The following is a 25472-nucleotide window of genomic DNA, read 5'->3' on the forward strand; positions in this document are numbered from 1 at the left end:
TCAAGATGCAGGCAGGCGGCAAAGGAGAGACAAATCGGTTGGGAACCGATTTGAATAGCATTTATGCTAGCCTCAAGGATGAGGCTCATTAATCCCGATGAGCTTATGCAGTCAAATGATTCGGGTTAACGAGAGCAGCCAACACACCTGCGACTTGAACAATGCAGGGCATAAATGGAGCACCAATGGAACCCTATAATCCCCCACGCGACCCTTGGCTGCACATCCTGTTTCAGGATGAGCACATCATGGTGGTCAACAAACCTAGTGGGCTACTTTCTGTGCCCGGTCGCGCACCGGAGAATAAAGACAGTGTGATGACTCGTATTCAGGCTGAATTTCCGGCGGCAGAGTCCGTTCATCGGCTGGATATGGCCACCAGTGGCGTAATTATCGTGGCACTGACCAAAGCGGCTGAGCGCGAGCTGAAGCGCCAATTTCGCGAACGTGAACCGAAAAAGTCTTATATTGCCCGCGTCTGGGGGCATCTGGCCGAAGATGAAGGGCTGATAGATCTGCCGTTAATCTGTGACTGGCCAAACCGGCCAAAGCAGAAAGTCTGTTATGAAACCGGTAAATCTGCACAAACTGAGTATCTGGTGCTGTCACGCGATACTGATGGCAGCACGCGAGTGAAGTTATCGCCCATCACAGGGCGCTCACACCAATTACGGGTCCATATGCTGGCGATGGGTCACCCAATCCTTGGTGATGGCTTCTACGCCCATCCAGAGGCCAAAGCGATGGCATCCCGCTTGCAGTTACATGCGCAGGAGCTGTGTATTACTCACCCTGAGTTTGGAACGGCGATGCATTTTAAATGTGAGGCGGAATTTTAATTTTTGTCGTAAGAGTATTGGCCCGAAATTACCTCAGAACGGCGCATTAACGCCGATCTGAGGTGGGCACTGTTGAAACAAAACCTATTTAAATCCCTTTTCGCGCTTAATCAAATCATACGCAGCTTGAATCTCTTGGGCTTTTTGCTTCGCCATCTCCATCATTTCAGGTGGCAGACCTTTTGCCACCAACTTATCTGGATGATGTTCCCCCATTAACTTACGGTAAGCACGCTTGATGGTCACACTGTCGTCAGTATTGCTAATACCCAGCACTTTGCAGGCATCCTCTAAAGTCGGGCCATTCGAGGCTTGCTGATAGCCCCCCTGAGAATATCCACCTTGCTGGCCCTGCCAACCGCCGTGACCACCAAATTGACGGCCGCCTTCAATCATGCTCAAGAACTGATCAAACTGGCCGCGCGAAATCCCTAACTCTTCAGCAATGACATACAACACTTGCCGCTCGTTAGGATGCAAAGATCCATCAGCAAATGCGGCCTGTAATTGAATTTCCAGAAACATCCGAATTAAATCAAAACGCCCAAAGCAGACACCACGTAATTCCTGCAATCTTTCACGCAACGGGAAATCACTTTCTTTCCCTTCGCGAAACGCTTGCTGTGCGGCAGTTCGAGCTTCACCGTGCAATTGCATTCGATCCATCAACTGGCTGGCGAGTTGAATATCAACTTCCGTAACCCGCCCTTTGGCCTTGGTTAAATGCCCCATGACCTGAAAAGTGGCGCGGAAAAAAATTAATTGTCGTGTTTGTTGATCGGCAAAATAGCCGCGGCGCTTCGTGCTTCGCACCCTGTCTACCATATGGCCGACAAGCAACCCCAGTACCACACCCCAGAAACCAGCACCAGACATTAAGCCCAATACCAGACCGAGCAGTTTTCCCCAATACCGCATATACTCCTCAATTCATCATGCCGTCAGTCAAAATTTGCATTATCATACTCGGCATTCAGCTCAGCGCCTAACAACGAGACGTGCAAACGGCCGGATTTAACGCTAGCGCAACTGTGATGAGTAATATAGTCTCAGACCGTTTGCCGGCATGATGCCCCCCGATGACGGAACACCAAAACCGCGTATGAAAAAAAGATTCCCAACACTGCTGGCCACATTGATATGGACGGCACTATATAGCCAGCAATCGCTGGCCGGCCTCGCTGAGCAATGTATGCTTGGTGTACCCACCTATGATCAGCCATTGGTCAGCGGTGATCCGAATCAGCTACCGGTCCGTATTAATGCGGATAAAACCGAAGCCAATTATCCCGATAATGCCTTGTTCACCGGCAATGTCATTGTCCAGCAAGGCAATAGCACCCTGACCGCGAATCAGGTTGAACTGACGCAGGTACAAAAACCCGGTGAAGCTATCCCAGTTCGTACTGTCACGGCCACTGGCGACGTTAATTATGACGATCCGCAAATCAAGCTGAAAGGCCCGAAAGGCTGGTCAAACTTGAATACCAAAGACACTGATATGGATAAAGGCAAATATCAGATGGTCGGCCATCAAGGGCGTGGTGATGCGGATTTAATGAAGTTACGAGGTCAGAACCGTTACACCATTTTAGAAAATGGGACGTTTACCTCCTGTCTACCAGGTGATAATAGCTGGAGTGTCGTGGGCTCTGAGGTTATTCATGACCGCGAAGAAGAAGTAGCAGAAATCTGGAATGCCCGCTTTAAGATTGGCAAAGTACCGGTGTTCTACAGTCCTTATATGCAATTACCGGTTGGTGATAAACGCCGCTCAGGCTTCCTGATCCCTAATGCTAAATATACCAGTAATAACGGCATCGAATTTATGCTGCCATACTACTGGAATATTGCGCCCAACTTCGATGCTACAATTACGCCTCACTACATGGAACGGCGTGGGTTACAGTGGCAAAACGAGTTCCGCTACTTGCTGGCTCCGGGCAGCGGCACCATGGCATTAGACTGGCTACCGAGTGATCGCTTATACCACGGCACCGATGGTACCGATAAAGATGCCACCCGCTGGTTGTACTACTGGGGCCATTCCGGTGTGATGGATAAAGTCTGGCGTTTCAACGTCAACTATACCCGTGTTAGTGACCCAGATTACTTTACTGATTTAACGTCGCAATACGGATCGACCACTGACGGCTATGCAACCCAAATATTCAGCGTTGGCTATGCTGATCAAAACTGGGATGCCACCTTGGCCTCTAAACAGTTCCAAGTCTTTACTGACGCCGGTAATAATAATGCTTACCGGGCCCAACCTCAGTTGGATATGAACTACTATAAAAATGATATTGGCCCGTTTGATCTGCATGTTTACGGTCAAGCCGCCAAATTCACCAGCGTCAATCCAGAAAACCCAGAAGCCAGCCGCTTCCACATTGAACCGGCGATTAACCTACCACTGTCCAACGGTTGGGGTAGCCTGAATACCGAAGCCAAATTACTGGCAACCCATTATCAGCAGGATATCCCGACAGGATTTGCCAATAATTACAAAAACCAGAATGGGCAGGATGCGACGGTTCCTGACCTGAAAGACTCGATTAACCGGGTGATGCCGCAATTTAAAATTGATGGCAAAGTGGTATTTGATCGGCCAATGGATTGGAGTGAAGGCTTCACCCAGACACTCGAACCACGGATGCAGTATCTCTATGTTCCATACCGCAATCAGGATGATATCTATATTTACGACACCACGCTGATGCAGTCAGACTACTCGGGACTGTTCCGTGACCGTACCTATAGTGGCTTGGACCGTATAGCGTCTGCGAATCAGGTATCTACCGGTTTAACTTCACGCATATATGATGATGCGCTGGTTGAACGTTTTAATGCTTCTGTGGGTCAAATCTATTACTTCAGCCGTTCGCGTACCGGTAATAGCGAAACAATTGATAACAGTGATGATACTGGTAGCCTTGTTTGGGCTGGTGATACATTCTGGCGTATCAGTGATCAAGTGGGTCTAAAAGGTGGCGTGCAGTATGATACCCGTCTGGGGAGTTTGACCCTGGGTAACGCGGTAATGGAGTATAGAAAAGACTCAGAGCGTATGATTCAATTGAATTACCGCTATGCCAGCCCAGAATATATTCAGGCAGCAGTACCGAATGTAAAAAGTCCTGGTTATCAGCAAGGCATTTCTCAGATTGGTGCTACCGCCAGTTGGCCGATTGCGGATCGTTGGGCACTAGTCGGTGCTTATTACTACGATACCAAAGCCAATCAGCCCGCTAGCCAGTTAGTTGGTTTACAATACAACACGTGTTGCTGGGCTATAAACGTGGGCTATGAACGTAAAATTACTGGCTGGAATTCACAAACAGAAGCCAGTAAGTATGATAACAAGATTGGTTTTAACATTGAATTACGTGGTCTGAGCAGCGACCACAACCTGGGTACTGCACAAATGCTGCGCTCAGGCATTCTGCCTTATCAAAGTGCATTCTGATACTGTGTAACACACTGAATACAGTGAATTTTAACCCGCTAAAGCGGATTACATAAATGGAAAAGGTATGAAGAACTGGAGAACGCTTATTCTCGGATTGGTTGTCTGTGCCAATACCGCGTTCGCAGCACCACAAGAAGTTGATAAAGTTGCCGCAGTGGTTGATAACGGCGTCGTTTTGCAAAGTGACGTTGACGGTCTGTTACAATCCGTGAAACTGAATGCACAGCAGTCTGGGCAACAAGTTCCTGATGATGCGACGTTACGTCATCAGATTCTTGAGCGTCTGATCATGGATAATATCCAGTTACAGATGGCGAAGAAGATGGGCATTACTATCAGTGATGAAGCATTGGATAAAGCCATTGCTGATATCGCTGCGCAAAACCGCATGACTCCGGCTCAGATGCGTAGTCGTCTGGCTGCTGATGGCCTGAATTATGACACTTACCGCGAGCAGATCCGTAAAGAGATGCTGACTTCTGAAGTGCGTAACAACGAAGTACGCCGCCGAATAACTATCCTGCCACAGGAAGTTGAGTCACTGGCCAAACAAGTTGGGAACCAGACCAGCGGTGATGCTGAACTGAACCTCAGCCACATTCTTATCCCATTGCCAGAAAATCCCTCTCAGCAGCAAGTTGATCAGGCTGAAGAGCTGGCTAACAAATTAGTCTCCGACATTAAAGGCGGCGCTGATTTTGGTAAATTGGCTATCGCCAACTCGGCGGACTCTCAGGCGCTGAAAGGCGGCCAGATGGGTTGGGGCAAATTACAGGAACTGCCTTCTTTGTTTGCTGAAAGATTACAAACTGCGAACAAAGGTGATGTTGTCGGGCCAATCCGTTCTGGTGTCGGTTTCCACATCCTGAAAGTAAATGATATCCGTGGTGCGGATAAGACCGTTTCCGTGACTGAAGTTCACGCCCGCCACATCTTGCTGAAACCTTCACCGGTAATGACCGACGATCAGGCTCGTGCCAAGTTAGCGGCAGCGGCGGCAGATATTAAGAGTGGTAAATCCAGCTTCGCCACTATTGCCAAAGAGATCTCTCAGGATCCTGGTTCTGCAATGCAAGGCGGTGATTTAGGTTGGGCATCACCAGATATTTATGACCCGGCGTTCCGTGATGCGCTGATGAAACTGCAAAAAGGTGAGATCAGTGCACCGGTTCACTCTTCTTTCGGCTGGCACTTAATTCAGGTTGTCGATACACGTCAGGTAGACAAGACTGATGCAGCACAAAAAGACAAGGCATACCGTATGCTCTTTAGCCGTAAATTTGCTGAAGAAGCTCAAACTTGGATGCAAGAGCAGCGTGCTGCTGCTTATGTAAAAATTCTTGATGGTAGTAATGCACAACCATAATAATCGTATTGTTATTACCCCCGGTGAGCCAGCCGGGGTCGGGCCCGATTTAGTCGTCGCCCTGGCTCAACAGGATTGGCCTGTTGAGTTAGTGGTGTGTGCCGATCCGGCCTTGCTACTTGCTCGGGCCCGTCAGCTTAACCTGCCTTTGCAGTTGCGTGAATATCAAGCCAGCAAGCCTGCGTTAGCGCAACAAGCGGGGTCACTGACTATCTTACCAGTAAAAACGGCCACAGAAGTGATCCCCGGCAAACTCGACATCCAAAACAGCCACTATGTTGTGGAAACATTGGCCAAGGCTTGTGATGGCGCGATAAGCGGGGAATTTTCTGCATTGGTCACCGGCCCGGTACAAAAAAGTATTATCAATGATGCTGGCATCCCTTTTATCGGACACACCGAGTTTTTTGCAGATCGCAGCCTCTGCCCACGGGTAGTGATGATGCTGGCAACTGAAGAGTTACGTGTGGCATTGGCGACAACCCACTTACCTCTGCTGGCCGTACCTGGCGCAATCACTCAAGCTAGCCTGCATGAAGTGATCACCATTCTTGATAGTGACCTGAAAACCAAATTTGGCATTAGCCAACCACAGATTTACGTGTGCGGACTGAATCCTCACGCAGGTGAAGGTGGCCATATGGGCCATGAAGAGATCGATACCATTATTCCTGCACTAGATGCACTGCGTCAGCAAGGTATAAATCTTATCGGCCCTCTACCAGCAGACACCCTATTTCAGCCTAAATATCTACAACATGCAGATGCGGTTCTGGCGATGTATCATGATCAAGGATTGCCAGTGCTGAAGTATCAAGGGTTTGGCCGAGCAGTAAATATCACTCTCGGTTTGCCTTTTATCCGCACTTCTGTGGATCACGGTACCGCTTTAGAACTCGCCGCAACCGGTTCTGCCGATGTTGGCAGTTTCATTACGGCATTAAACTTAGCCATTAAAATGATAAATAACAGCAATGAATAATAGAGTCCACCAAGGGCATTTTGCCCGCAAACGCTTTGGACAAAACTTTTTAAACGATCAGTTTGTCATCGACAGTATTGTTTCTGCAATTCACCCCGTTCCTGGCGAAGCCGTAGTTGAAATAGGTCCCGGTTTAGGGGCATTGACTGAACCTGTTGCTGCGCGTATGGATCATATGACGGTGATCGAGCTTGATCGCGATCTGGCGGCTCGTTTAGCCAGCCATCCGCAACTGAAAGACAAGCTAACCATCCATCAACAAGATGCGATGAAAGTTAATTTTTCTGAGTTAGCAGAGCTTGCAGGGCAGCCATTACGTGTGTTTGGTAACTTGCCATACAACATTTCCACCCCGCTGATGTTCCATCTTTTCAGCTATACTGATGCTATTCGTGACATGCATTTCATGTTGCAAAAAGAAGTGGTTAATCGTCTGGTCGCAGGACCTAATAGTAAAGCGTATGGCCGACTGACGGTGATGGCGCAATACTATTGCAATGTTATCCCGGTGCTAGAAGTACCGCCAACGGCGTTTACCCCCGCGCCAAAAGTTGATTCGGCCGTGGTGCGCTTGATTCCGCATGTCAACATGCCGAATCCGGTTGGTGACGTTCGTATGCTTAGCCGCATTACCACGCAAGCATTTAATCAGCGCAGAAAAACCGTGCGTAACAGCTTAGGTGATCTATTCACTCCAGAGCAGTTAATCGAATTAGGTATTGACCCGATATTACGGGCAGAGAATATTTCGGTAGCGCAATACTGTAAGCTGGCTAACTGGCTTTCAGCTCAATCGACACCGCAAGAATAAGCAGGAGCACATTATGATTGAACAGCCCCGCGTTTGTGTACAGGTGCAGAGTATCTATGTGGAAACCCAGTCGATACCTGATGAAGAACGTTTCGTCTTCGCCTATACCGTGACGATACGCAATTTGGGTCGTTCAAATGTGCAACTGATTGGCCGTTATTGGTTAATCACTAATAGTAATGGCCGGCAGACTGAAGTTCAGGGTGAAGGGGTCATCGGCGAACAGCCGTTGATCCAGCCAGGTAATGAGTTTCAATACACCAGCGGTGCTGTACTGGAAACCCCGCTGGGTACCATGGAAGGGCATTATGAGATGGTTGATCACCTTGGTCAGCCCTTCCGTACTGCAATTCCGGTGTTCCGCTTAGCGATCCCAGCACTGATCCATTAACTCTGACCTTTCAACTATGTCTACTTATCTTATTGGCGATGTTCATGGCTGCCTCGATGAGCTGCTTGCGCTATTAGCACAGGTGAGCTTTGATCCGCAGCAGGATACTTTGTGGTTAACCGGTGATTTAGTTGCCCGTGGCCCAGCATCACTGGATGTTTTACGTTATGTCCGCTCATTAGGGCCTGCTGTTCGTATGGCTCTGGGTAACCATGACCTGCATTTACTGGCCGTTTATGCCGGTATCAGCCGTAATAAACCCAAAGATCGTATTACTCCACTGCTTGAGGCGCCGGATGCTGATGAGTTGATTAATTGGCTGCGTCGCCAACCGGTCTTACAAGTTGATGATGAATTAAAATTGATCATGGCTCATGCCGGGATAACACCTCAATGGGATATTGAAACCGCCCAAATGTGTGCACGTGAAGTGGAGGCGGTATTAAGTAGTGATAGCTATCCACTCTTCCTCGATGCCATGTACGGCGATATGCCGAATAACTGGTCACCAGAGCTATCCGGGCTAGCACGCTTGCGTTTTAGTACTAATGCACTGACCCGCATGCGTTTTTGTTTCCCGAACGGGCAGTTGGATATGATCTGTAAAGATACGCCAGAAAATGCCCCCGCTCCACTCAAGCCTTGGTTCGAGTTGCCAAGATTGGTCTCCCCTGACTATTCAATTATTTTTGGTCACTGGGCATCGCTGGAAGGGAAAGGTGTTCCTGAAGGTATTTATGGCTTGGATACCGGCTGTTGCTGGGGCGGCGATTTAACGCTGCTACGCTGGGAAGATAAACGCTATTTCACACAGCATGCATTCAAAGTGGAAGCAGAAGTAAGTAACACTGATGAAATAGCAGCGGCAAAAGATCCCTTTAGTTATCTGTAATATACTGATAATTAGATGTTAAAAAATAAAGGCGCATAATATGCGCCTTTATTTTTGGTGACGTTCTTGTTTGAGGCAGACAGGTCTTATTTGGGATGGTAGCAATAATCAGCGGCGCTCAAGGATCTCAAAACAATAGCTGTGCGAGTTCGCTTCATCTGCGTCATGAAACTCACTGAATGTGCTTTCCCACTCATCCGGCTCATAGTCAGGGAAATGAGTATCCCCCCCTACTTCCGCATCGATATGGGTAAGATACATACGATTCGCGCGAGCTAAGAATTGCTTATAGACCCGTCCGCCCCCCATAACCATAACTTCTTCTACGTCGCCTGCGAAAGAGAGAGCTTCTTCAATTGACGTAGCCCAGGTCACGCGCTCATCAGTACCCGGCTGGCTACTGATAACAATATTCAACCGCCCCGGCAAAGGACGACCGATTGATTCGAAGGTCTTACGACCCATAATTACCGGTTTATTTAACGTGTTACGTTTGAACCACGCTAAATCAGCCGGTAGGTGCCATGGCATGGCGTTTTCCATACCAATAACGCGATCCGCCGCCAACGCAGCGATCAGGCTGATAATCATTTTTAAACCCTGTAGGCTACAAGAGCCAGTACCGAAAAATTGCTCACACTATACGTAAAGCCTAATCAAGCGTCGATAGCGATAAGCAGGCTAATCACACATATAAGATTGCTCTTAGCCTGATACAAGAACAGAGCAGAAAAAAAGTCTTATACACCAGGACGTTTGCGATATAACCATAATCCTGGCAAAGATAAACCAATCGACAACGCTCCAACAATAAATGACGCTTTCAAGAAATTGGTCACCATCGTGGACATTAACGCTTCGCTATAACCCAAGTGAGAAATCTCAACGACCGATATCATTGCGGTATAGGCGGAAATACCCGGAAACATAGGAATAACAGCCGCGACAGTGAAAACTTTTGGATGTGCCAGCAACCAGCGTGACCAGTTAATCCCGATGACGCCAATCATAATTGAAGCCAATAATGAAGCCAGCTCGATATTCATACCAAAATGGATCATTAACATACGCGAACCGTGCCCGACCGCTCCCAGCAATGCGCAGTAACGCAATGCCCGCACCGGCACATTAAATACCATAGCAAAACCCAGTGCCGGGATAGCCGCCAACACCATGTCTTGTAATAATGCCCAGAGTAAATTCATTACCACCCCCGCAATCCCCATAACGCCATCGCGAATATCACCCCAATACAGGTTGATAACGTTAATAAACTTGCCATCGCCCAACGGGCCAAACCGGTATTAACGTGGCCCTTAAACATATCGGCTACCGCATTAATCAACGGGAACCCAGGCACGAGTAGCAGTACGCTGGCCGCCATCGCCACGCTGGATGCTTCCTGGAAAAACGGTAAACGCATCAACAAACCGGATGCGGATGTGGCAACAAAAGCAGTGATGCAGAAATTAATCAGCGGATTCATATGATTAATCGTCAGACTCTGGCGAACAAACATCGCCAACCCACTGGCTAAAAAGCTAATGGAAAACGCATCCCAACCACCACCGTTTAATTTACTGAAACAACCACAAGAGAGCGCCACCATCACAACGACCAGCCAGCGCGGATAACGCAGAGGTTTGATATGCTCGAAGCGTTTTTCCACATCTTTTGCATCCAATAAGCGATGCTCCGCCATAATCACAATATGCTGCACTTCAGTGACTACCTGCATATTGATGCCACGATCGGTATTTTTACGGGTAGATGTCAGGCAGTTACCTTCGCTGATAGTGGTCAACACGATTGCGTTAGCCGAGATAGAACTCTCAACGCTGTCCATCCCCAGAGCCATACCAAGCCGTGCAGATAGCTGCTCAACTAGCATACTTTCTGCCCCATGCTGCAACAGCATTAGGGCGCATTTGATGCACAATCGCGTAATCTCTCGCTGCTGTTGATGCGAAACATCACTGTTTATTACATTTTCCAGGCTCATATTCGTGCATCGCTATCCGTCAAAAAGTAAAAGACATCTGTTGCAATCCCATCACTACTGATAACCAAACCACCACAGATAACAAATAAGAATAATGCAGAGGGAGCCAAGTGGCGTTATGATCGCCAGACAGCACCACTATCACTCGGTAATCCTTATGCTTGAAACCTCTATATTTGTTGCCACCCTTGCTACCTTGGGCATGCTCTCCCCTGGGCCAGATTTCTTTCTGGTAATCAAAAATGCTGCCCGCTATCGCCGCCCCGCAGCCATGATGACAGCCCTTGGTGTAATTTTGGGTGTTGCGACACATATGTCTTATTGCGTGGCTGGCCTGGCAGTTGTTATCACTACCACACCATGGCTATTCAACCTGCTGAAATATGCCGGAGCCTGTTATTTGATCTGGATTGGTATCCAGGCACTGCTATCACGAGGAGATAGTAAGCTTAGTATCGATAACACTGCACAATATCCCGTCACGCTGAAAGCCGCATTCTTGCAGGGATATCTTTGCAATTTATTGAATCCCAAAGCGACTCTTTTCTTTCTCGCCGTTTTCACACAAATATTACAGATAGACTCCGGCGTGGGTGAGAAACTGTGGTACGCCTCAATCATCTGGCTACTGGCCGTTATCTGGTGGCCCCTACTGGTAATTCTGATTCAAAGTGCGCCCGTACGCCGCGGTTTGGCGAAAGTGCAAAAAGTTGTCGATAAATTACTGGGCGGCCTGTTGATCGGCCTGGGTATCAAAGTTGCATTAAGCTAGCTGCGCCGATTGTTAACGCCTGGCTATAAGCTACTATCCACAACCCGCACGAACATTGATCTTCACCAATATTGTTTATGAACAATACTATCGTTTATGAATAATACTTCTGCGCATAAAAAATACTGTTTATGCGGGTAAAAAGCGCGATTTTATAAATAGTAAGCATAAAAAAGGGCGATGTTTCCATCGCCCCCTTTCTTAGCGCCCAAATTAAGCTTTCATATTCTTAATCTTGGCATGCATTTCTTGTACTGAAATCACTTGCTCGGTAGGGTCCGCATTCAAAGCCATTGCGGTTGCGAAGCCACCATTCAAGGTGGTGTCGTAATGCACTTTATATTGCAAAGCACTACGGCGGATCAGTTTAGAATCTTCAATCGCCTGACGCCCTGCCGTTGTATTCACAATATAAGTATATTCGCCATTCTTGATACGGTCCTGAATGTGTGGACGGCCTTCATGTACCTTGTTGACTAAGCGTGGATTTATCCCTGCCTCGCCTAGAACCACCGCAGTACCGTGGGTTGCATCCAATTCAAAGCCCTGTTTGAGCAACTTGGCAGCCAAGTCAACCACCCGGTGTTTATCTCCCTCACGAACCGATAACAATGCGCGGCCACTCTTTTTCATACCAGATTGACTGCCCAGCATGGCTTTAGAGAAAGCTTCAGCGAAGGTCCGGCCGACCCCCATCACTTCACCGGTAGAACGCATTTCTGGTCCTAAAATCGGATCCACACCTGGGAACTTGTTAAACGGCAATACCACTTCTTTTACCGAGTAATAAGGCGGGATAATTTCTTCCAGAATACCCTGCTCTGCCAATGACTGCCCCACCATCACGCGTGCGGCGATTTTTGCCAGTGGCATACCGGTGGCTTTAGACACAAATGGTACGGTACGGGCTGCTCGAGGGTTAACTTCAATCAGATAAACTTCGTTATTCTTTACGGCAAACTGCACATTCATTAAACCGCGCACGCAGAGTTCAAACGCCAGTTTTTCAACTTGTTGGCGCATCACATCCTGAATTTCTTTACTCAGGGTGTAAGCGGGCAATGAACAGGCTGAGTCACCGGAGTGCACCCCTGCTTGCTCAATGTGCTCCATAATGCCACCGATCAACACGCGCTCACCGTCGCAAATGGCATCAACATCCACTTCAACAGCGTCATCGAGGAAACGATCCAACAGCACGGGTGCATCGTTGGAGACACTCACTGCATTTTGGAAGTAGCGGCGCAAGTCAACTTCGTCATAAACGATTTCCATCGCGCGACCACCCAAGACATACGATGGGCGGACCACTAGCGGATAACCCAGACCCGTGGCTTTCTCTACGGCTTGTTCGATAGTAGCAACCGTCGCGTTCGCGGGCTGTTTCAAGCCCAGACGATTTACCGCCTGTTGGAAACGCTCACGGTCTTCTGCACGGTCGATAGCATCCGGGCTGGTACCGATAACAGGAACACCGGCAGCTTCCAGTTCACGTGCTAATTTCAATGGAGTCTGACCACCGTACTGTACGATAACGCCTTGCGGCTTCTCAATACGCACGATTTCCAACACATCTTCCAGGGTGACAGATTCGAAATAGAGGCGATCAGAGGTATCGTAGTCGGTCGAAACCGTTTCAGGGTTACAGTTCACCATGATGGTCTCGTAACCGTCTTCACGCAGCGCCAGTGACGCATGTACACAACAGTAGTCGAATTCAATACCCTGGCCGATACGGTTCGGGCCGCCGCCCAGTACCATCACTTTCGGACGATCACTGGTTGGGTTGGATTCACACTCTTCCTCGTAGGTTGAGTACATGTAGGCGGTATCGGTAGAGAATTCAGCCGCACAGGTATCTACACGCTTGTAAACCGGATGCAAACCCTGCTTGTAACGCAGCTTACGCACTTCACTTTCCGCCGCGCCGACCAATTTTGCCAAACGGGCATCGGCAAAGCCTTTGCGCTTCAACTGGCGCATAAAATCAGCATTCAGGCCATTGATACCGCACTCTGCCACGCTCTCTTCCAGACGAACCAACTCTTCAATCTGCACCAGGAACCAGCGGTCAACGTTAGTCAGATTGAAAACGCCATCAACCGACATGCCTGCACGGAAAGCATCGGCGATATACCAGATACGATCAGAGCCGGCCTCTTTCAATTCGCGGCGAATTTTTGTCAGTGCTTCTGGGTCATCCAAACTCACTTTCGGGTCAAAACCGGTCGCGCCCACTTCCAGACCGCGCAAGGCTTTTTGCAGCGATTCCTGCAAGGTGCGGCCAATTGCCATCACTTCGCCAACCGATTTCATCTGTGTGGTCAGACGGTCATTCGCACCGGCAAATTTTTCGAAGTTAAAACGTGGGATTTTGGTCACAACATAGTCGATAGATGGCTCAAAGGAGGCCGGCGTGCGACCACCAGTGATATCATTCATCAACTCATCCAGCGTGTAACCTACTGCCAGCTTGGCGGCAATTTTAGCAATCGGGAAGCCGGTTGCTTTAGAGGCCAGAGCGGAAGAACGGGATACCCGTGGGTTCATTTCGATAACAATCAAACGGCCATTTTTCGGGTTAACCGAGAACTGCACGTTGGAGCCACCGGTTTCTACGCCGATTTCACGCAGCACTGCCATCGAGGCATTACGCATGATTTGGTATTCTTTATCAGTCAGCGTCTGAGCTGGAGCAACGGTGATCGAGTCACCGGTGTGGATACCCATCGCATCGAAGTTTTCGATGGAGCAGACGATGATGCAGTTGTCGTTTTTGTCACGCACAACTTCCATCTCATACTCTTTCCAACCAATCAGCGACTCATCGATCAACAGCTCTTTGGTTGGCGATAAATCCAGCCCACGTTCACAAATCTCTTCAAACTCTTCACGGTTATACGCGATACCGCCGCCGGTGCCGCCCATAGTAAAGGAAGGGCGGATAATACAAGGGAAGCCCACATCAGCCGCTACGGCCAGTGCTTCTTCCATATTGTGCGCGATACCAGAACGTGCAGTGTCCAAACCAATTTTCTTCATCGCGATATCAAAGCGACGGCGGTCTTCTGCTTTATCGATAGCATCGGCAGTGGCACCAATCATGGTGACACCAAACTCAGCCAGAACGCCCTTGCGTTCCAGCTCCAGCGCACAGTTCAGTGCGGTTTGGCCACCCATAGTGGGCAAAACGGCATCTGGACGCTCTTTTTCAATAATTTTGCGTACCACTTCCCAGTGGATTGGCTCGATATAAGTGGCGTCGGCCATTTCCGGGTCAGTCATGATGGTTGCCGGATTGGAGTTCACCAGAATGACACGGTAACCTTCTTCACGCAGTGCCTTACAAGCCTGAGCCCCTGAGTAGTCAAACTCACAGGCCTGGCCGATAACGATTGGGCCAGCGCCCAGAATCAGGATGCTTTTTATATCTGTACGTTTTGGCATGGTTTGAGGCTCCTGATTATTTATTGGTATGGCTACTGTTACGGCTTGCAGTTGTTGCGCGGTAAGCTTCAATCAGTTCGATAAAGTGATCAAACAATGGCGCTGCATCATGCGGACCTGGGCTGGCCTCTGGGTGCCCCTGGAAGCTAAATGCGGCTTTATCAGTGCGGTGAATCCCTTGCAGAGAACCATCGAATAAAGAAACATGTGTCGTTCGCAGGTTGGATGGCAATGTGGTTTCATCTACCGCAAAACCGTGGTTCTGTGCGGTGATCATCACGCAATCGGCATCTAAATCTTTCACCGGATGGTTGCCACCGTGGTGACCAAACTTCATTTTTACCGTTTTTGCACCACTGGCCAGCGCCAGTAATTGGTGGCCTAAACAGATGCCGAACACCGGAATGTCGGTTTCCAGAAAACGCTTAATGGCCGCGATAGCATAATCACATGGCTCTGGGTCACCTGGGCCGTTGGATAAGAAAATGCCATCTGGGTTCAGCTTCAGCACCTCTTCTGCCGGTGTCTGTGCCGGAACTACCGTCAGGCGACAGCCTCTATCCACCAGCATGCGCAGAATATTGCGCTTCACGCCGTAGTCGTATGCCACCACATGGAATGGCAAATCTTCTGGTGGCGTTGCCGCAGGTAAGTCACCTTCCAGAGTCCAGCTACCTTGCAACCAGTCATAACGCTCTTTCGTGCTCACTTCTTTTGCCAGATCCATCCCCTTCAGGCCCGGGAATGCTTTCGCCTTTTCTAGTGCTAAAGTGGCATCAGACAAGTCACCCACAATAATGCAGCCGTTTTGTGCCCCTTTCTCACGCAGCAAACGTGTCAGCTTACGCGTATCGATATCAGCAATCGCAACAATGTTGTGGCGCTTGAGATACTCAGCTAAGCCTTCTTCATTACGGTAGTTGCTGGCAATCAAAGGCAGGTCGCGAATAACAAGACCTTGGGCGTGTACTGCGGAGGATTCTTCGTCGGAAGCATTAGTGCCGACATTGCCGATATGAGGATAAGTAAGAGTAACGATCTGGCGGGAGTAGGAAGGATCAGTGAGGATTTCTTGATAACCGGTCATCGACGTATTGAAGACCACTTCCCCCACTGCCGTACCCTCTGCCCCGATGGCCCGACCGTGAAATTGGGTTCCGTCTTCGAGAACCAATAGCGCTGACTTAATCAAAACATCCTCCAAGGAATAAACAGTCACATTATTTGCATATTAATTCATATCTAGCGATCTAAATCAATGCAAAAACCGCCCTCAAAGCTAATTTTTGGCAAATTGGGCGCATTTTAATGATGAGTGACGCTTTTGTCTAGCCAAAGTGCCATTTTTTCTCTGTTTTTTACCGTTCTCATTAAAATGAGTGGATTATAGCGGTAAAAACACATGCTAACTTAACATAGTAAACGGTTGCGAGGTGTAGTGACTGAGAAATATCGTTCCAGAGCAGTAAAAATCAGAACCAATGACCAAGGAAGGGATTAAAAGACAAAAAAATAGACAAAAACATAGATAAATAAAGGTTATATCAATAATTATTGATGAAATAATTATTTATTAAAAAAAATAAAAAAGGACAATAAAATATTGCCCTGTTATCAAACGATTATGATAAAAACAACCACATCACTGGCTGTGCTTTACACCTTTAAAGTTCATTCAAATTCAATACATCACGCATATCAAACAAGCCATTATCCCGCATTGACACCCAAATAGCCGATTTAACCGCACCATTGGCAAAAGTCATACGGCTGGTCGCTTTGTGTGTGATCTCAACGCGCTCGCCAATATCAGCAAACATAGCCGTATGCTCTCCAACAATATCGCCAGCACGCACGGTTGCGAAACCGATAGTGCCGGGTTTGCGTTCGCCGGTATGACCTTCACGGCTATAAACCGCGCAATCTTTCAGTGAACGCCCTAGTGAGTCAGCAATTGCCTCCCCCATCGCCAGCGCGGTACCTGAAGGTGCATCAACTTTATGCCGATGATGTGCCTCGATTATTTCGATATCGGTATAGTCGCCCATCACTTTCGCTGCCTTTTCTAGCAGCTTTAGCACCACATTAACCCCAACACTGAAATTGGCAGCGAACACAATAGCAATGTCCGTTGCCGCAGCCCTGATGGCTTCTTTACCTGCATCATCAAAGCCAGTAGTGCCAATTATCATCGCCTTACCATATTGACGACAAATGGCTAAATGCTCCAGCGTGCCTTCAGGCCGGGTAAAATCGATCAACACATCAAAATGATCAACTACGTCAGATAAATCATCACTTACTGTGATGTTTAACAACCCCGCTCCAGCCAGTTCGCCGGCATCGCTCCCCACTAATGTGGATCCGACACGTTCAACAGCAGCCCCCAGCACCACACCTTCAGTGTGAGTAATTGCCTGGATAAGTTGTCGGCCCATACGGCCACCCGCGCCGACAACAGCGATACGAATTGTTGAATCAGTCATACTTCCTCTCATATTGTGTCATCTACCCTGACTAAGGTTCAGATTAGCCGCCCGCTATGGACTCTGCCAGCCTATTTAATCTGTATTAGAAAAAAATGATATACGCATGCTTTTATCAGTGAAACCACTTAATTCCTTACATACCCGTCATACTTCAAGCTGCATGTGCGTTGACTGCGTTCGTTACTCGGCCCACCCTTGGGCCTCGCCTCGTTAAGGCCGCCACAAGCCGCCTTCCTGCAACTCGAATTATTTAGGGTAAAATACTCGGAAACACTTCATCTGGCATAATGCGGTTATTTCGCATATTCATGCAGTTATGGTGAAATACACCCATAAAAAAGCAGCCACTGAGGGCTGCTTTTTAACGCTGAAGCACGATATCAATCAGTCGATCTGTTTTACATCGACACGTAATTCTTTAGGTACTTCGAAGACGATACTCTCTTCACGGCCACTAAGTTCGATAGACCCACCAGCACCGAGAGCTTGCAAGCGCGCAATAACTTGCTGTACCAGAATATCGGGAGCAGATGCGCCAGCGGTAACACCGATACACGCAGCCCCCTGTAACCATAACTCTTGTATATCGGCCGCTGAATCAATGAGATAAGCAGGCTTACCCATCCGCTGTGCCAACTCAGCCAACCGATTAGAGTTAGAGGAGTTTTTCGAGCCAACCACTAAGACCACATCGGCATCATTAGCCAGATTGCGCACCGCCTCTTGCCGGTTGGTCGTGGCATAGCAGATATCATCTTTGCGTGGACCGACAATCTTCGGGAAACGCTGGAGTAAGGCATCGATAATTGCAGAGGTATCATCAACCGACAAGGTCGTCTGTGTCATAAAACACAGATTGTTCTCATCTTTAACCTGCAAAGCCCATACATCATCAGGTGATTCAACCAGATACATCCCCCCTTTCGGGTTGCTGTATTGCCCCATGGTACCCTCCACTTCCGGGTGACCGGCGTGGCCTATCAAGATGGCTTCTTTACCCTTGCGGCTAGCACGTGCGACTTCCATATGAACTTTGGTCACCAATGGGCAGGTTGCGTCAAACAGCATAGTAAGCTTGCGCTCACGAGCTTCTGCTCGCACAGCCTGCGACACGCCATGGGCCGAGAAAATCAGAATAGAGCCATCTGGCACTTCTGAAATCTCCTCGATAAAGATAGCACCACGTTCACGCAAGCTATCAACCACATAACGGTTGTGTACCACTTCATGGCGCACATAAATTGGCGCGCCATACATTTCGATCGCGCGTTCAACAATACTGATAGCCCGATCAACTCCGGCACAAAAGCCGCGTGGATTAGCCAGCAATATCTGCATGCATTGCCTCCTGTTGCGGGTCAATCTCCAACACTTCAATTTCAAAGCTAATGGAATGCCCTGCCAACGGGTGATTAAAATCAACAGTAATAGACTCTTCCGCCACTTCCCGCACCACACCTGGCATTTCACTGCCATCACGGGAGGTAAATAGCATAATAGTACCGGCATCTGGCACGCCAGTTTGAGCAAAGTCACGCTGGGTGAAGTACTGAATCAAATCAGGGCTTTCCAAACCAAACGCATCTTCAGGTTGTAAAGTGAAAGCATGCTTATCACCTACTTTCAAACCAATTAACTGCTGCTCAAGTGCATCAGAAAGGCTGTCATCACCTAAACGAAACAGCGCAGGTTTACCGTGAATATGTGTTGATTCCGCCGTTGAACCATCTTCCAGTTTCAGAATGAAGTGCACCAATACGGCGCTTTTATCTTGTATAACATGGTCTTGTACAAAATGGTCTTGTACTTGATTAGCTGGTACACGCTCGGACATCTCATTCACCTTTATTCATGGCCGTTTTTTCAGCAGGGCTTAAAAAACCCTCAAAGATAACCAACGCAGCACCGATACAGATAGCGGTATCGGCGATGTTAAAGGTTGGGAAATGCCAGTTATTGACGTGGAAATCGATAAAATCGATCACCGCACCATGCACCATGCGATCAAATAAGTTACCTAATGCCCCACCAATAATCAGAGCATAAGCACAATTGAGCAGGCGTTGTTTGGCAGTAGAGCGATACATCAGCACCATTAATACCACTGAAATACCGATAGCTATGCCCGCAAAGAACCAACGCTGCCAGCCACTTTTATCGGCAAGGAAGCTAAAGGCTGCGCCAAAATTCTGTGCGTAGGTCAGGTTAAAAAACGGGATCACCGGCACTGACTCATACAGGGCAAAGTGGGTCATGACCCACTGTTTGCTGCTGAGATCCAAAATAACCACCAATACCGCCAGCCATAACCAGCGCAATCCGGTCGAACAAATAGGTTTACTCATTAGGCGAACTTACGCTCTTCGCCGTCTCCGGCAACGTTAGTGACACAGCGGCCGCACAATTCAGCATGTTCCGCTACCAAACCGACATCTTGAGTGTAATGCCAGCAACGCGGGCACTTCTCACCATCAGCCTTATTAAAGGTGATTTTCAGCCCGGCAATCAACTCACTTTGCAGCGCATCATCACCCGCATCAGCATAAGGGGCAACTTTCGCAGCTGAGGTCAACAGCACAAAACGCAATTCATCTTGCAAACTGTTCAATCGCGCAGCCAGTTCAGGTTCGGCGAACAAGGTAACTGCCGCCTCCAATGAACCACCGATACGCTTATCACTACGGGCCTGCTCTAACACCTTGTTGACTTCGCCACGGACTTTTAACAGCTCGGCCCAGAAAGTATCGTTCATACTTTCATCACCCGCCAACCCGAACAGACCGTCATACCACTCTTCGGTGAAGACATACTGTGGACGACTGCCTGGCAGTTGGTTCCAGATCTCATCTGCGGTAAAGGACATAATAGGTGCCATCCAGCGCACCAATGCTTCTGCGATATGGAACAACGCAGTCTGGCAACTGCGGCGGGCAACACTGTCGCCTTTCGCGGTGTACTGGCGGTCTTTAATGATATCCAAATAGAAGGATCCCATTTCAACCGAGCAGAACTGCATCAAGCGCTGCACCACCAAGTGGAAATCGTAACTTTCGTACGCTGCCATGATCTCAGCTTGAGCTGCCTGGGCACGGCCGACTGCCCAGCGGTCCACTACTACCATATCTTCCGGTTTCACCTGATGCAGCGCAGGATCAAACCCATTTAGATTCGCCAGCAAGAAGCGCGCAGTGTTACGGATACGGCGATAAGAGTCAGCAGAGCGTTTCAGGATTTCGTCAGAAACCGCGATCTCACCGGTGTAATCGGTTGATGCCACCCACAGACGCAGAATGTCACCACCCAGTTTGTTCATCACATCTTGCGGGCTGATCGTGTTACCGATGGATTTGGACATTTTGCGCCCTTGCCCATCAACGGTAAAACCATGGGTCAGCACTTGGCGATAAGGCGCTTTGCCTTTCATCGCGGTTGCTATCATCAGTGAAGACATAAACCAGCCACGGTGTTGATCAGAACCCTCCAGGTACATATCCGGGCTATGACCACCAAATTCAGGACGCACGTCAACCACCGACGAATGAGTTGAACCGGAGTCAAACCATACGTCCAAGGTGTCTGGCACTTTGGTGTAATCGGCGGCATCAGCACCGAGGATTTCCGCAGGATCCAGATCCCACCATGCCTGAATACCGTCTTGCTCAACGCGTTTGGCGACTTCTTCCATCAGCTCAGTGCTACGTGGATGTAGTGCTTCAGTCTCTTTGTGCACAAACAGGGACATCGGCACGCCCCAAGTACGCTGACGCGAGATACACCAATCAGGGCGGTTTGCCACCATGGTTTCGATACGCGCCTGACCCCAATCGGGGATCCATTGCACGCCTTTAATCTCTTCCAGCGACTGCTTACGCAGGCCTTTCTGATCCATGCTGATAAACCATTGTGGTGTAGCACGGAAGATAATAGGTGTTTTATGACGCCAGCAGCACGGGTAGCTGTGAACCAGTTTTTCAACTTTCAGCAGTGCGCCTTTTTCACGTAGCAGCTCAACAATCACATCGTTGGCTTTAAAGACGAACATGCCGTCCAGAGTAGGATACGTCCCCGCCAAATAACAGCCATTCGGACCAACCGGGTTGGCAACTTCTAAACCGTATTTCTGACCGATAACAAAGTCATCCGGGCCGTGACCAGGTGCTGTGTGAACTGCACCAGTACCGGCATCCAGTGTAACGTGATCACCTAAAATTGCCGGCACATCAAAGCCCATAAACGGATGATTGAAACGCAGCAGTTCCAAATCAGAGCCTTTGCAGCTCCCCAATACCGCCCATTCAGCAATCCCTGCGCGCTTCATGACGCTTTCAACCAGCTCTTCTGCCAGAATCAGGCATTCGCCATTGACCTGGACAAGTTGGTAAATGTATTCAGCATTCAGTGAAATCGCACGGTTAGCGGGCAAGGTCCACGGAGTTGTCGTCCAGATAACCAGTGAAATCGGGCCGTTAATCGCCGAAACATTAAATTTGGCGGCAACAGCCGCTACATCGACGGCATTAAAGCGCACATCGATAGAAGGTGAGGTTTTATCGTAATATTCAACTTCTGCTTCAGCCAGTGACGAACCGCAATCGGTACACCAATGCACTGGCTTCGCGCCTTTGTGCAGGTGGCCGTTATCAATGATTTTGCTTAATGCACGAATGATATTGGCTTCAGTTTTGAAATCCATCGTCAGATAAGGATGGTCCCAATCGCCCAATACTCCCAGGCGGATGAAGTCTTTCTTCTGGCCTTCAACCTGTTCAGCAGCATATTTACGGCAGGCAGCACGGAACTCTGCGGCACTGACTTTCTCGCCCGGCTTACCAATTAACTGTTCAACTTTTAACTCGATCGGCAAACCATGGCAGTCCCACCCTGGAATATAAGGGGAGTCGTAACCCGCCATTCCTTTCGATTTAACAATAATGTCTTTGAGAATTTTGTTAACAGAGTGACCAATGTGAATGTTGCCGTTCGCATAAGGAGGGCCGTCGTGCAAAATAAAGGTTTTTTTACCTTTCTTGGCCGTACGAATAATCCCGTACAGATCCTGCTCATACCAACGTTTCAGCATGTCAGGTTCACGCTTAGCCAGATCGCCGCGCATCGGGAACCCTGTTTCAGGCAAGTTCAGGGTATTCTTGTAGTCACTCATTAGATTCTCGGTTCCGTTTCGGCTAGAAATATTAAACCGGTGTCTTTAGCCCGAAAAATGTTCGGGCCGTCACCACATCATGGGCGATTTGCTGCTTCAGGGCATCGAGCGAAGCAAAACGCTGTTCGTTGCGCAGTTTCGCGCGGAGCACCACGTCAATATGGCACCCATAAAGATCCATAGTTACATCCAGCAGATGAACCTCTAGTTGCTGGCGAACACCAGCAACGGTAGGCCGGGTACCAATATTGGCAACTCCGGGTAATGGCTTTGGACCCAAGCCATACACATCAACCGCATACACTCCTTTCACCGGAGCGACTAAACGTTTTAATGGCAAATTCGCCGTGGGGAAACCAATCGTACGCCCCAGTTCATCACCATGAACCACTCGGCCGGAAATGCTATAGGGGTGGCCAAGCAACGCCTCAGCCAACACCAAATCGTCATTATAAAGTGCCTGACGAATTGCGGTGCTGCTAATGCGTAACCCACCATCACAAAAGCTATCTGTGCTGATAACATCGAAACCAAATTCAGCACCGGCTTGCTGTAACAGTTGAAAATCCCCCTGACGCTCTGCGCCAAAGCGGAAGTCATCACCAACAGTTAAAAACTTAACACCCAACTTCTCTACCAGCAACTGAGCAACAAAAGCTTGCGCAGTATTAGCCGCAAAACGCGGATCAAATTTTACGCACAACAGATAATCAACGCCGGCCTCAGCCAGATATCTGGCTTTATCCCGCAGGCGCGTTAGCCTTGCTGGTGCTTTGTCCGCTGCAAACAATTCCAGTGGTTGCGGTTCAAATATCATAACCATTACGGGCAAACCCAAGCGCTGACCTTCACACTTTAGCTGCTCCAATAAGGCCTGATGTCCACGATGGACACCATCAAAGTTACCGATAGTTAGCACGCAACCATGGTGGCGTGCCCGGATATTATGTATACCGCGAATTAGCTCCATAGCTGGCTCAAAACAGTGGAAATCGCCGGATTATACCTTGTACAGCCGTTAAGGTTAACCCGCGATTGGCACCTTTAACCGAAAGTCATACCATTTTGCCAATATTGTGCAGGTAAAATCCCTTTTACTGACTTTATCCTGTAGAATGCGCACGGAGTTTGAATACAGAAGCAGGCTGAGATTTTTACAAGAACCACCGTCGAATCCCTTCAAGGCAGTGAACTGTGGATTTTTCTTTCGAAAGACTGTATTCCGCAGCGCGAAGCTGGTAAAATCCCGCTCCATCACAACGTAGCAAGTGCCGCCCGTACAAACGGCGCTTATTTGCACAAATCCATTGACAAACGAAGGCTGAAAGGGCATATTCCTTGGCCTTTGAATTGTCCTCAATAGAATATATTTGGGAGTTGGACCTTGGCTAATATCAAATCAGCTAAGAAACGCGCCGTACAGTCTGAGAAACGCCGCAAGCATAACGCTAGCCGTCGCTCAATGGTGCGTACCTTCATTAAGAAGGTGTATGCGGCAATCGCAGCTGGCGATAAAGACACAGCGCAAAAAGCATTTAATGAAATGCAACCAATCGTGGATCGTCAGTCCTGTAAAGGTCTGATCCACAAAAACAAAGCAGCACGTCATAAGTCTAACTTAGTCGCGCAAATCAACGCAATGCAGTAATTGCATTACGTCGACTGCTTAGTAAAAAGACCGGCCCAGGCCGGTTTTTTTATATCTATTTTTTGAATTGCTTATAATTTAGCCTATTCACGGCAAGACCCATTTATAGCCTATAGACTTCAAAACGCAGAAAGTCAGCCATCAAATGACAAATTGGTATAAGCCCGATGTAACAGCATTTATGTCAGCCCCTAGGGTGGCACTCATTAATCCCGATAAGCTGACATATTTATCAACGAGTGCAATCAACACAGCTGTAGTTTGCAAGGTAACGTGGCTATTTAGCCACTAAAGAGCGCGGAAAAATCTTTGTTACATACCCGCTGCACTGCCGGATGTTGGATCATACGCTCGGCAAAAATCACATAATATTCTTCCTGCACACTGTCTAAGCGGCCAATTTCGACTATCTGGTCATCTTTAGCGTAGGTATCAGCAGCGTACATTGTCGGTGCAACAAAAATAGCATTGTTATAAATAGCGAAAGCATTCATCAGGGCCGCGTCATCAAACTCACCCAAAATCTCTACCTGTAGCCCTTTACTGTTAATCCAGTTCAGCAATTTGCGCCCAAGCATGGAACGACGGCCCGGTATCAACAAACGCTTTTGCTGCAAACAAGCAGGGAAAGGTAAATCAGGGATGGGCTGACGACAATAAAAACTCACACTGCATTCGCCCAGTTTGACAGAGAACAACCCTTCTTGTTGGCTGGAGTCAACCGGACAATCGGACAGAATCATATCCAGTTTGTGCTGACTCAACTGCTCCAGCAGCATTTCGTGGGTCGATTCAAAACAGCGCAGATGAATCTTTTCGTTCTCAACGACAGCCGTTTCCAGAACCTGGCTCACCAAACGCTTGGATAATGCATCGGCAACACCAACATCGAAAAGTAGATTAGATTCTTTGCGATAATTAACGATATCCAGCATTTCATGGCTAAGCATGAACATTTTATCCGCATAACGAAAGACCAACTGCCCCAACTCTGATGGCACCAAGCCTCGCCCTTGTCGCTTAAATAACTTCCCCCCCAGACGCTCTTCCAACGCTTTAATTTGCCCGGTAATTGTTTGTGGCGTCAGGAATAATGCTTCTGCTGCACCGACGACTGAACCTTCTTTACAGACCTGCCAAAAGTAATAAAGATGATTGAAATTGATATGTGACATTCGCATGTTGTTATCCCCTTAACAT

Annotated in this window: 22 protein-coding genes; 9 read left to right on the forward strand and 13 right to left on the reverse strand. The window is 48.4% G+C overall.

What is annotated here, in order from left to right; all coding sequences use genetic code 11:
* The first annotated feature begins 185 nt into the window (after positions 1-185).
* Positions 186-839, forward strand: coding sequence for a bifunctional tRNA pseudouridine(32) synthase/23S rRNA pseudouridine(746) synthase RluA (gene rluA / locus V2A84_RS15545; protein WP_420073042.1), 654 nt, complete (start codon positions 186-188; stop codon positions 837-839).
* Positions 840-923: 84 nt separating this feature from the next.
* On the opposite strand, the gene djlA is transcribed toward rluA, so the two are convergent.
* Positions 924-1757, reverse strand: coding sequence for a co-chaperone DjlA (djlA, locus tag V2A84_RS15550; RefSeq protein WP_083160582.1), 834 nt, complete (start codon positions 1755-1757; stop codon positions 924-926).
* Positions 1758-1941: 184 nt separating this feature from the next.
* Here djlA and lptD point away from each other — a divergent pair, with 184 nt between their 5' ends.
* The 6 genes from lptD (at position 1942) to apaH (ending at position 8753) form a co-directional block, all read left to right on the forward strand.
* A complete protein-coding gene (gene lptD / locus V2A84_RS15555) occupies positions 1942-4308 on the forward strand; it encodes an LPS assembly protein LptD (protein WP_442848946.1) in 2367 nt (788 codons plus the stop codon).
* 67 nt (positions 4309-4375) lie between these two features.
* On the forward strand, positions 4376-5677 hold the full coding sequence (gene surA, locus V2A84_RS15560) for a peptidylprolyl isomerase SurA (protein WP_083160586.1): 1302 nt from the start codon (positions 4376-4378) through the stop codon (positions 5675-5677).
* Positions 5664-6659 carry a 4-hydroxythreonine-4-phosphate dehydrogenase PdxA gene (gene pdxA, locus V2A84_RS15565; RefSeq protein ID WP_083160588.1) on the forward strand — a complete coding sequence of 332 codons (996 nt, stop codon included), beginning with the start codon at positions 5664-5666 and terminating at the stop codon, positions 6657-6659. Before surA ends, pdxA begins: the two co-directional genes overlap by 14 nt.
* Complete coding sequence (gene rsmA / locus V2A84_RS15570; protein ID WP_083160590.1) at positions 6652-7470, forward strand: 16S rRNA (adenine(1518)-N(6)/adenine(1519)-N(6))-dimethyltransferase RsmA; 819 nt, start codon at positions 6652-6654, stop codon at positions 7468-7470. Before pdxA ends, rsmA begins: the two co-directional genes overlap by 8 nt.
* Before the next feature lie 13 nt (positions 7471-7483).
* A complete protein-coding gene (gene apaG / locus V2A84_RS15575) occupies positions 7484-7861 on the forward strand; it encodes a Co2+/Mg2+ efflux protein ApaG (RefSeq protein WP_083160592.1) in 378 nt (125 codons plus the stop codon).
* 16 nt (positions 7862-7877) lie between these two features.
* Positions 7878-8753: a bis(5'-nucleosyl)-tetraphosphatase (symmetrical) ApaH gene (apaH, locus tag V2A84_RS15580; RefSeq protein ID WP_442848947.1), complete on the forward strand. Its 876-nt coding sequence runs from the start codon at positions 7878-7880 to the stop codon at positions 8751-8753.
* 108 nt (positions 8754-8861) lie between these two features.
* Here apaH and folA read toward each other — a convergent pair whose 3' ends face one another.
* The 3 genes from folA to V2A84_RS15595 all read right to left on the reverse strand — a co-directional run bounded on the left by folA (position 8862) and on the right by V2A84_RS15595 (position 10755).
* Complete coding sequence (folA, locus tag V2A84_RS15585) at positions 8862-9344, reverse strand: type 3 dihydrofolate reductase (protein ID WP_083160596.1); 483 nt, start codon at positions 9342-9344, stop codon at positions 8862-8864.
* 149 nt (positions 9345-9493) lie between these two features.
* A complete protein-coding gene (locus V2A84_RS15590) occupies positions 9494-9958 on the reverse strand; it encodes a threonine/serine exporter (protein WP_193784728.1) in 465 nt (154 codons plus the stop codon).
* Entirely contained in the window at positions 9958-10755 is a 798-nt protein-coding gene (locus V2A84_RS15595; RefSeq protein ID WP_083160598.1) for a threonine/serine ThrE exporter family protein, read from the reverse strand. The genes V2A84_RS15590 and V2A84_RS15595 overlap by 1 nt, the downstream gene beginning before the upstream one ends.
* Before the next feature lie 157 nt (positions 10756-10912).
* Here V2A84_RS15595 and V2A84_RS15600 point away from each other — a divergent pair, with 157 nt between their 5' ends.
* Positions 10913-11527, forward strand: a complete 615-nt coding sequence (locus tag V2A84_RS15600) for a LysE family transporter (protein ID WP_083160600.1) — start codon at positions 10913-10915, stop codon at positions 11525-11527.
* 213 nt (positions 11528-11740) lie between these two features.
* Here the strand turns inward: V2A84_RS15600 and carB are convergent, their stop codons facing one another.
* The 8 genes from carB to ribF all read right to left on the reverse strand — a co-directional run bounded on the left by carB (position 11741) and on the right by ribF (position 23594).
* Positions 11741-14974, reverse strand: coding sequence for a carbamoyl-phosphate synthase large subunit (carB, locus tag V2A84_RS15605; protein WP_005192981.1), 3234 nt, complete (start codon positions 14972-14974; stop codon positions 11741-11743).
* Between the two features lie 16 nt (positions 14975-14990).
* The gene (gene carA / locus V2A84_RS15610) at positions 14991-16166 is read right to left on the reverse strand and encodes a glutamine-hydrolyzing carbamoyl-phosphate synthase small subunit (protein WP_083160602.1); all 1176 of its coding nucleotides are present in this window, start codon (positions 16164-16166) and stop codon (positions 14991-14993) included.
* 472 nt (positions 16167-16638) lie between these two features.
* Complete coding sequence (gene dapB / locus V2A84_RS15615; RefSeq protein ID WP_083160604.1) at positions 16639-17460, reverse strand: 4-hydroxy-tetrahydrodipicolinate reductase; 822 nt, start codon at positions 17458-17460, stop codon at positions 16639-16641.
* Positions 17461-17847: 387 nt separating this feature from the next.
* Positions 17848-18801, reverse strand: coding sequence for a 4-hydroxy-3-methylbut-2-enyl diphosphate reductase (gene ispH / locus V2A84_RS15620; RefSeq protein WP_083160606.1), 954 nt, complete (start codon positions 18799-18801; stop codon positions 17848-17850).
* Positions 18782-19297: an FKBP-type peptidyl-prolyl cis-trans isomerase gene (gene fkpB, locus V2A84_RS15625; protein WP_193784729.1), complete on the reverse strand. Its 516-nt coding sequence runs from the start codon at positions 19295-19297 to the stop codon at positions 18782-18784. Before fkpB ends, ispH begins: the two co-directional genes overlap by 20 nt.
* Before the next feature lies 1 nt (position 19298).
* On the reverse strand, positions 19299-19808 hold the full coding sequence (gene lspA, locus V2A84_RS15630) for a signal peptidase II (protein WP_083160608.1): 510 nt from the start codon (positions 19806-19808) through the stop codon (positions 19299-19301).
* A complete protein-coding gene (gene ileS / locus V2A84_RS15635) occupies positions 19808-22624 on the reverse strand; it encodes an isoleucine--tRNA ligase (RefSeq protein ID WP_083160610.1) in 2817 nt (938 codons plus the stop codon). Before ileS ends, lspA begins: the two co-directional genes overlap by 1 nt.
* 31 nt (positions 22625-22655) lie before the next feature.
* The gene (ribF, locus tag V2A84_RS15640) at positions 22656-23594 is read right to left on the reverse strand and encodes a bifunctional riboflavin kinase/FAD synthetase (RefSeq protein ID WP_083160612.1); all 939 of its coding nucleotides are present in this window, start codon (positions 23592-23594) and stop codon (positions 22656-22658) included.
* Between the two features lie 414 nt (positions 23595-24008).
* Between ribF and rpsT the strand changes: the two genes are divergently transcribed.
* On the forward strand, positions 24009-24272 hold the full coding sequence (gene rpsT / locus V2A84_RS15645; protein WP_050086134.1) for a 30S ribosomal protein S20: 264 nt from the start codon (positions 24009-24011) through the stop codon (positions 24270-24272).
* Positions 24273-24553: 281 nt separating this feature from the next.
* Here rpsT and nhaR read toward each other — a convergent pair whose 3' ends face one another.
* On the reverse strand, positions 24554-25453 hold the full coding sequence (nhaR, locus tag V2A84_RS15650; RefSeq protein WP_083160614.1) for a transcriptional activator NhaR: 900 nt from the start codon (positions 25451-25453) through the stop codon (positions 24554-24556).
* Positions 25454-25472 lie beyond the last annotated feature (19 nt).

The organism is Yersinia sp. 2553 StPb PI, assembly GCF_052217105.1.
Lineage (GTDB): Bacteria > Pseudomonadota > Gammaproteobacteria > Enterobacterales > Enterobacteriaceae > Yersinia > Yersinia enterocolitica_E.

Bases quoted from the DNA above. Each gene is read 5' to 3' on its own strand.
- apaG (WP_083160592.1), top strand. From the start codon at position 7,484: ATGATTGAACAGCCCCGCGTTTGTGTACAGGTGCAGAGTATCTATGTG.
- lspA (WP_083160608.1), bottom strand. From the start codon at position 19,808: ATGAGTAAACCTATTTGTTCGACCGGATTGCGCTGGTTATGGCTGGCG.
- V2A84_RS15590 (WP_193784728.1), bottom strand. From the start codon at position 9,958: ATGAATTTACTCTGGGCATTATTACAAGACATGGTGTTGGCGGCTATC.
- ispH (WP_083160606.1), bottom strand. From the start codon at position 18,801: ATGCAGATATTGCTGGCTAATCCACGCGGCTTTTGTGCCGGAGTTGAT.
- dapB (WP_083160604.1), bottom strand. From the start codon at position 17,460: ATGACTGATTCAACAATTCGTATCGCTGTTGTCGGCGCGGGTGGCCGT.
- djlA (WP_083160582.1), bottom strand. From the start codon at position 1,757: ATGCGGTATTGGGGAAAACTGCTCGGTCTGGTATTGGGCTTAATGTCT.
- folA (WP_083160596.1), bottom strand. From the start codon at position 9,344: ATGATTATCAGCCTGATCGCTGCGTTGGCGGCGGATCGCGTTATTGGT.
- V2A84_RS15595 (WP_083160598.1), bottom strand. From the start codon at position 10,755: ATGAGCCTGGAAAATGTAATAAACAGTGATGTTTCGCATCAACAGCAG.
- apaH (WP_442848947.1), top strand. From the start codon at position 7,878: ATGTCTACTTATCTTATTGGCGATGTTCATGGCTGCCTCGATGAGCTG.
- surA (WP_083160586.1), top strand. From the start codon at position 4,376: ATGAAGAACTGGAGAACGCTTATTCTCGGATTGGTTGTCTGTGCCAAT.
- carB (WP_005192981.1), bottom strand. From the start codon at position 14,974: ATGCCAAAACGTACAGATATAAAAAGCATCCTGATTCTGGGCGCTGGC.
- rsmA (WP_083160590.1), top strand. From the start codon at position 6,652: ATGAATAATAGAGTCCACCAAGGGCATTTTGCCCGCAAACGCTTTGGA.
- ileS (WP_083160610.1), bottom strand. From the start codon at position 22,624: ATGAGTGACTACAAGAATACCCTGAACTTGCCTGAAACAGGGTTCCCG.
- nhaR (WP_083160614.1), bottom strand. From the start codon at position 25,453: ATGCGAATGTCACATATCAATTTCAATCATCTTTATTACTTTTGGCAG.
- pdxA (WP_083160588.1), top strand. From the start codon at position 5,664: ATGCACAACCATAATAATCGTATTGTTATTACCCCCGGTGAGCCAGCC.
- ribF (WP_083160612.1), bottom strand. From the start codon at position 23,594: ATGGAGCTAATTCGCGGTATACATAATATCCGGGCACGCCACCATGGT.
- rluA (WP_420073042.1), top strand. From the start codon at position 186: ATGGAACCCTATAATCCCCCACGCGACCCTTGGCTGCACATCCTGTTT.
- lptD (WP_442848946.1), top strand. From the start codon at position 1,942: ATGAAAAAAAGATTCCCAACACTGCTGGCCACATTGATATGGACGGCA.
- V2A84_RS15600 (WP_083160600.1), top strand. From the start codon at position 10,913: ATGCTTGAAACCTCTATATTTGTTGCCACCCTTGCTACCTTGGGCATG.
- fkpB (WP_193784729.1), bottom strand. From the start codon at position 19,297: ATGTCCGAGCGTGTACCAGCTAATCAAGTACAAGACCATTTTGTACAA.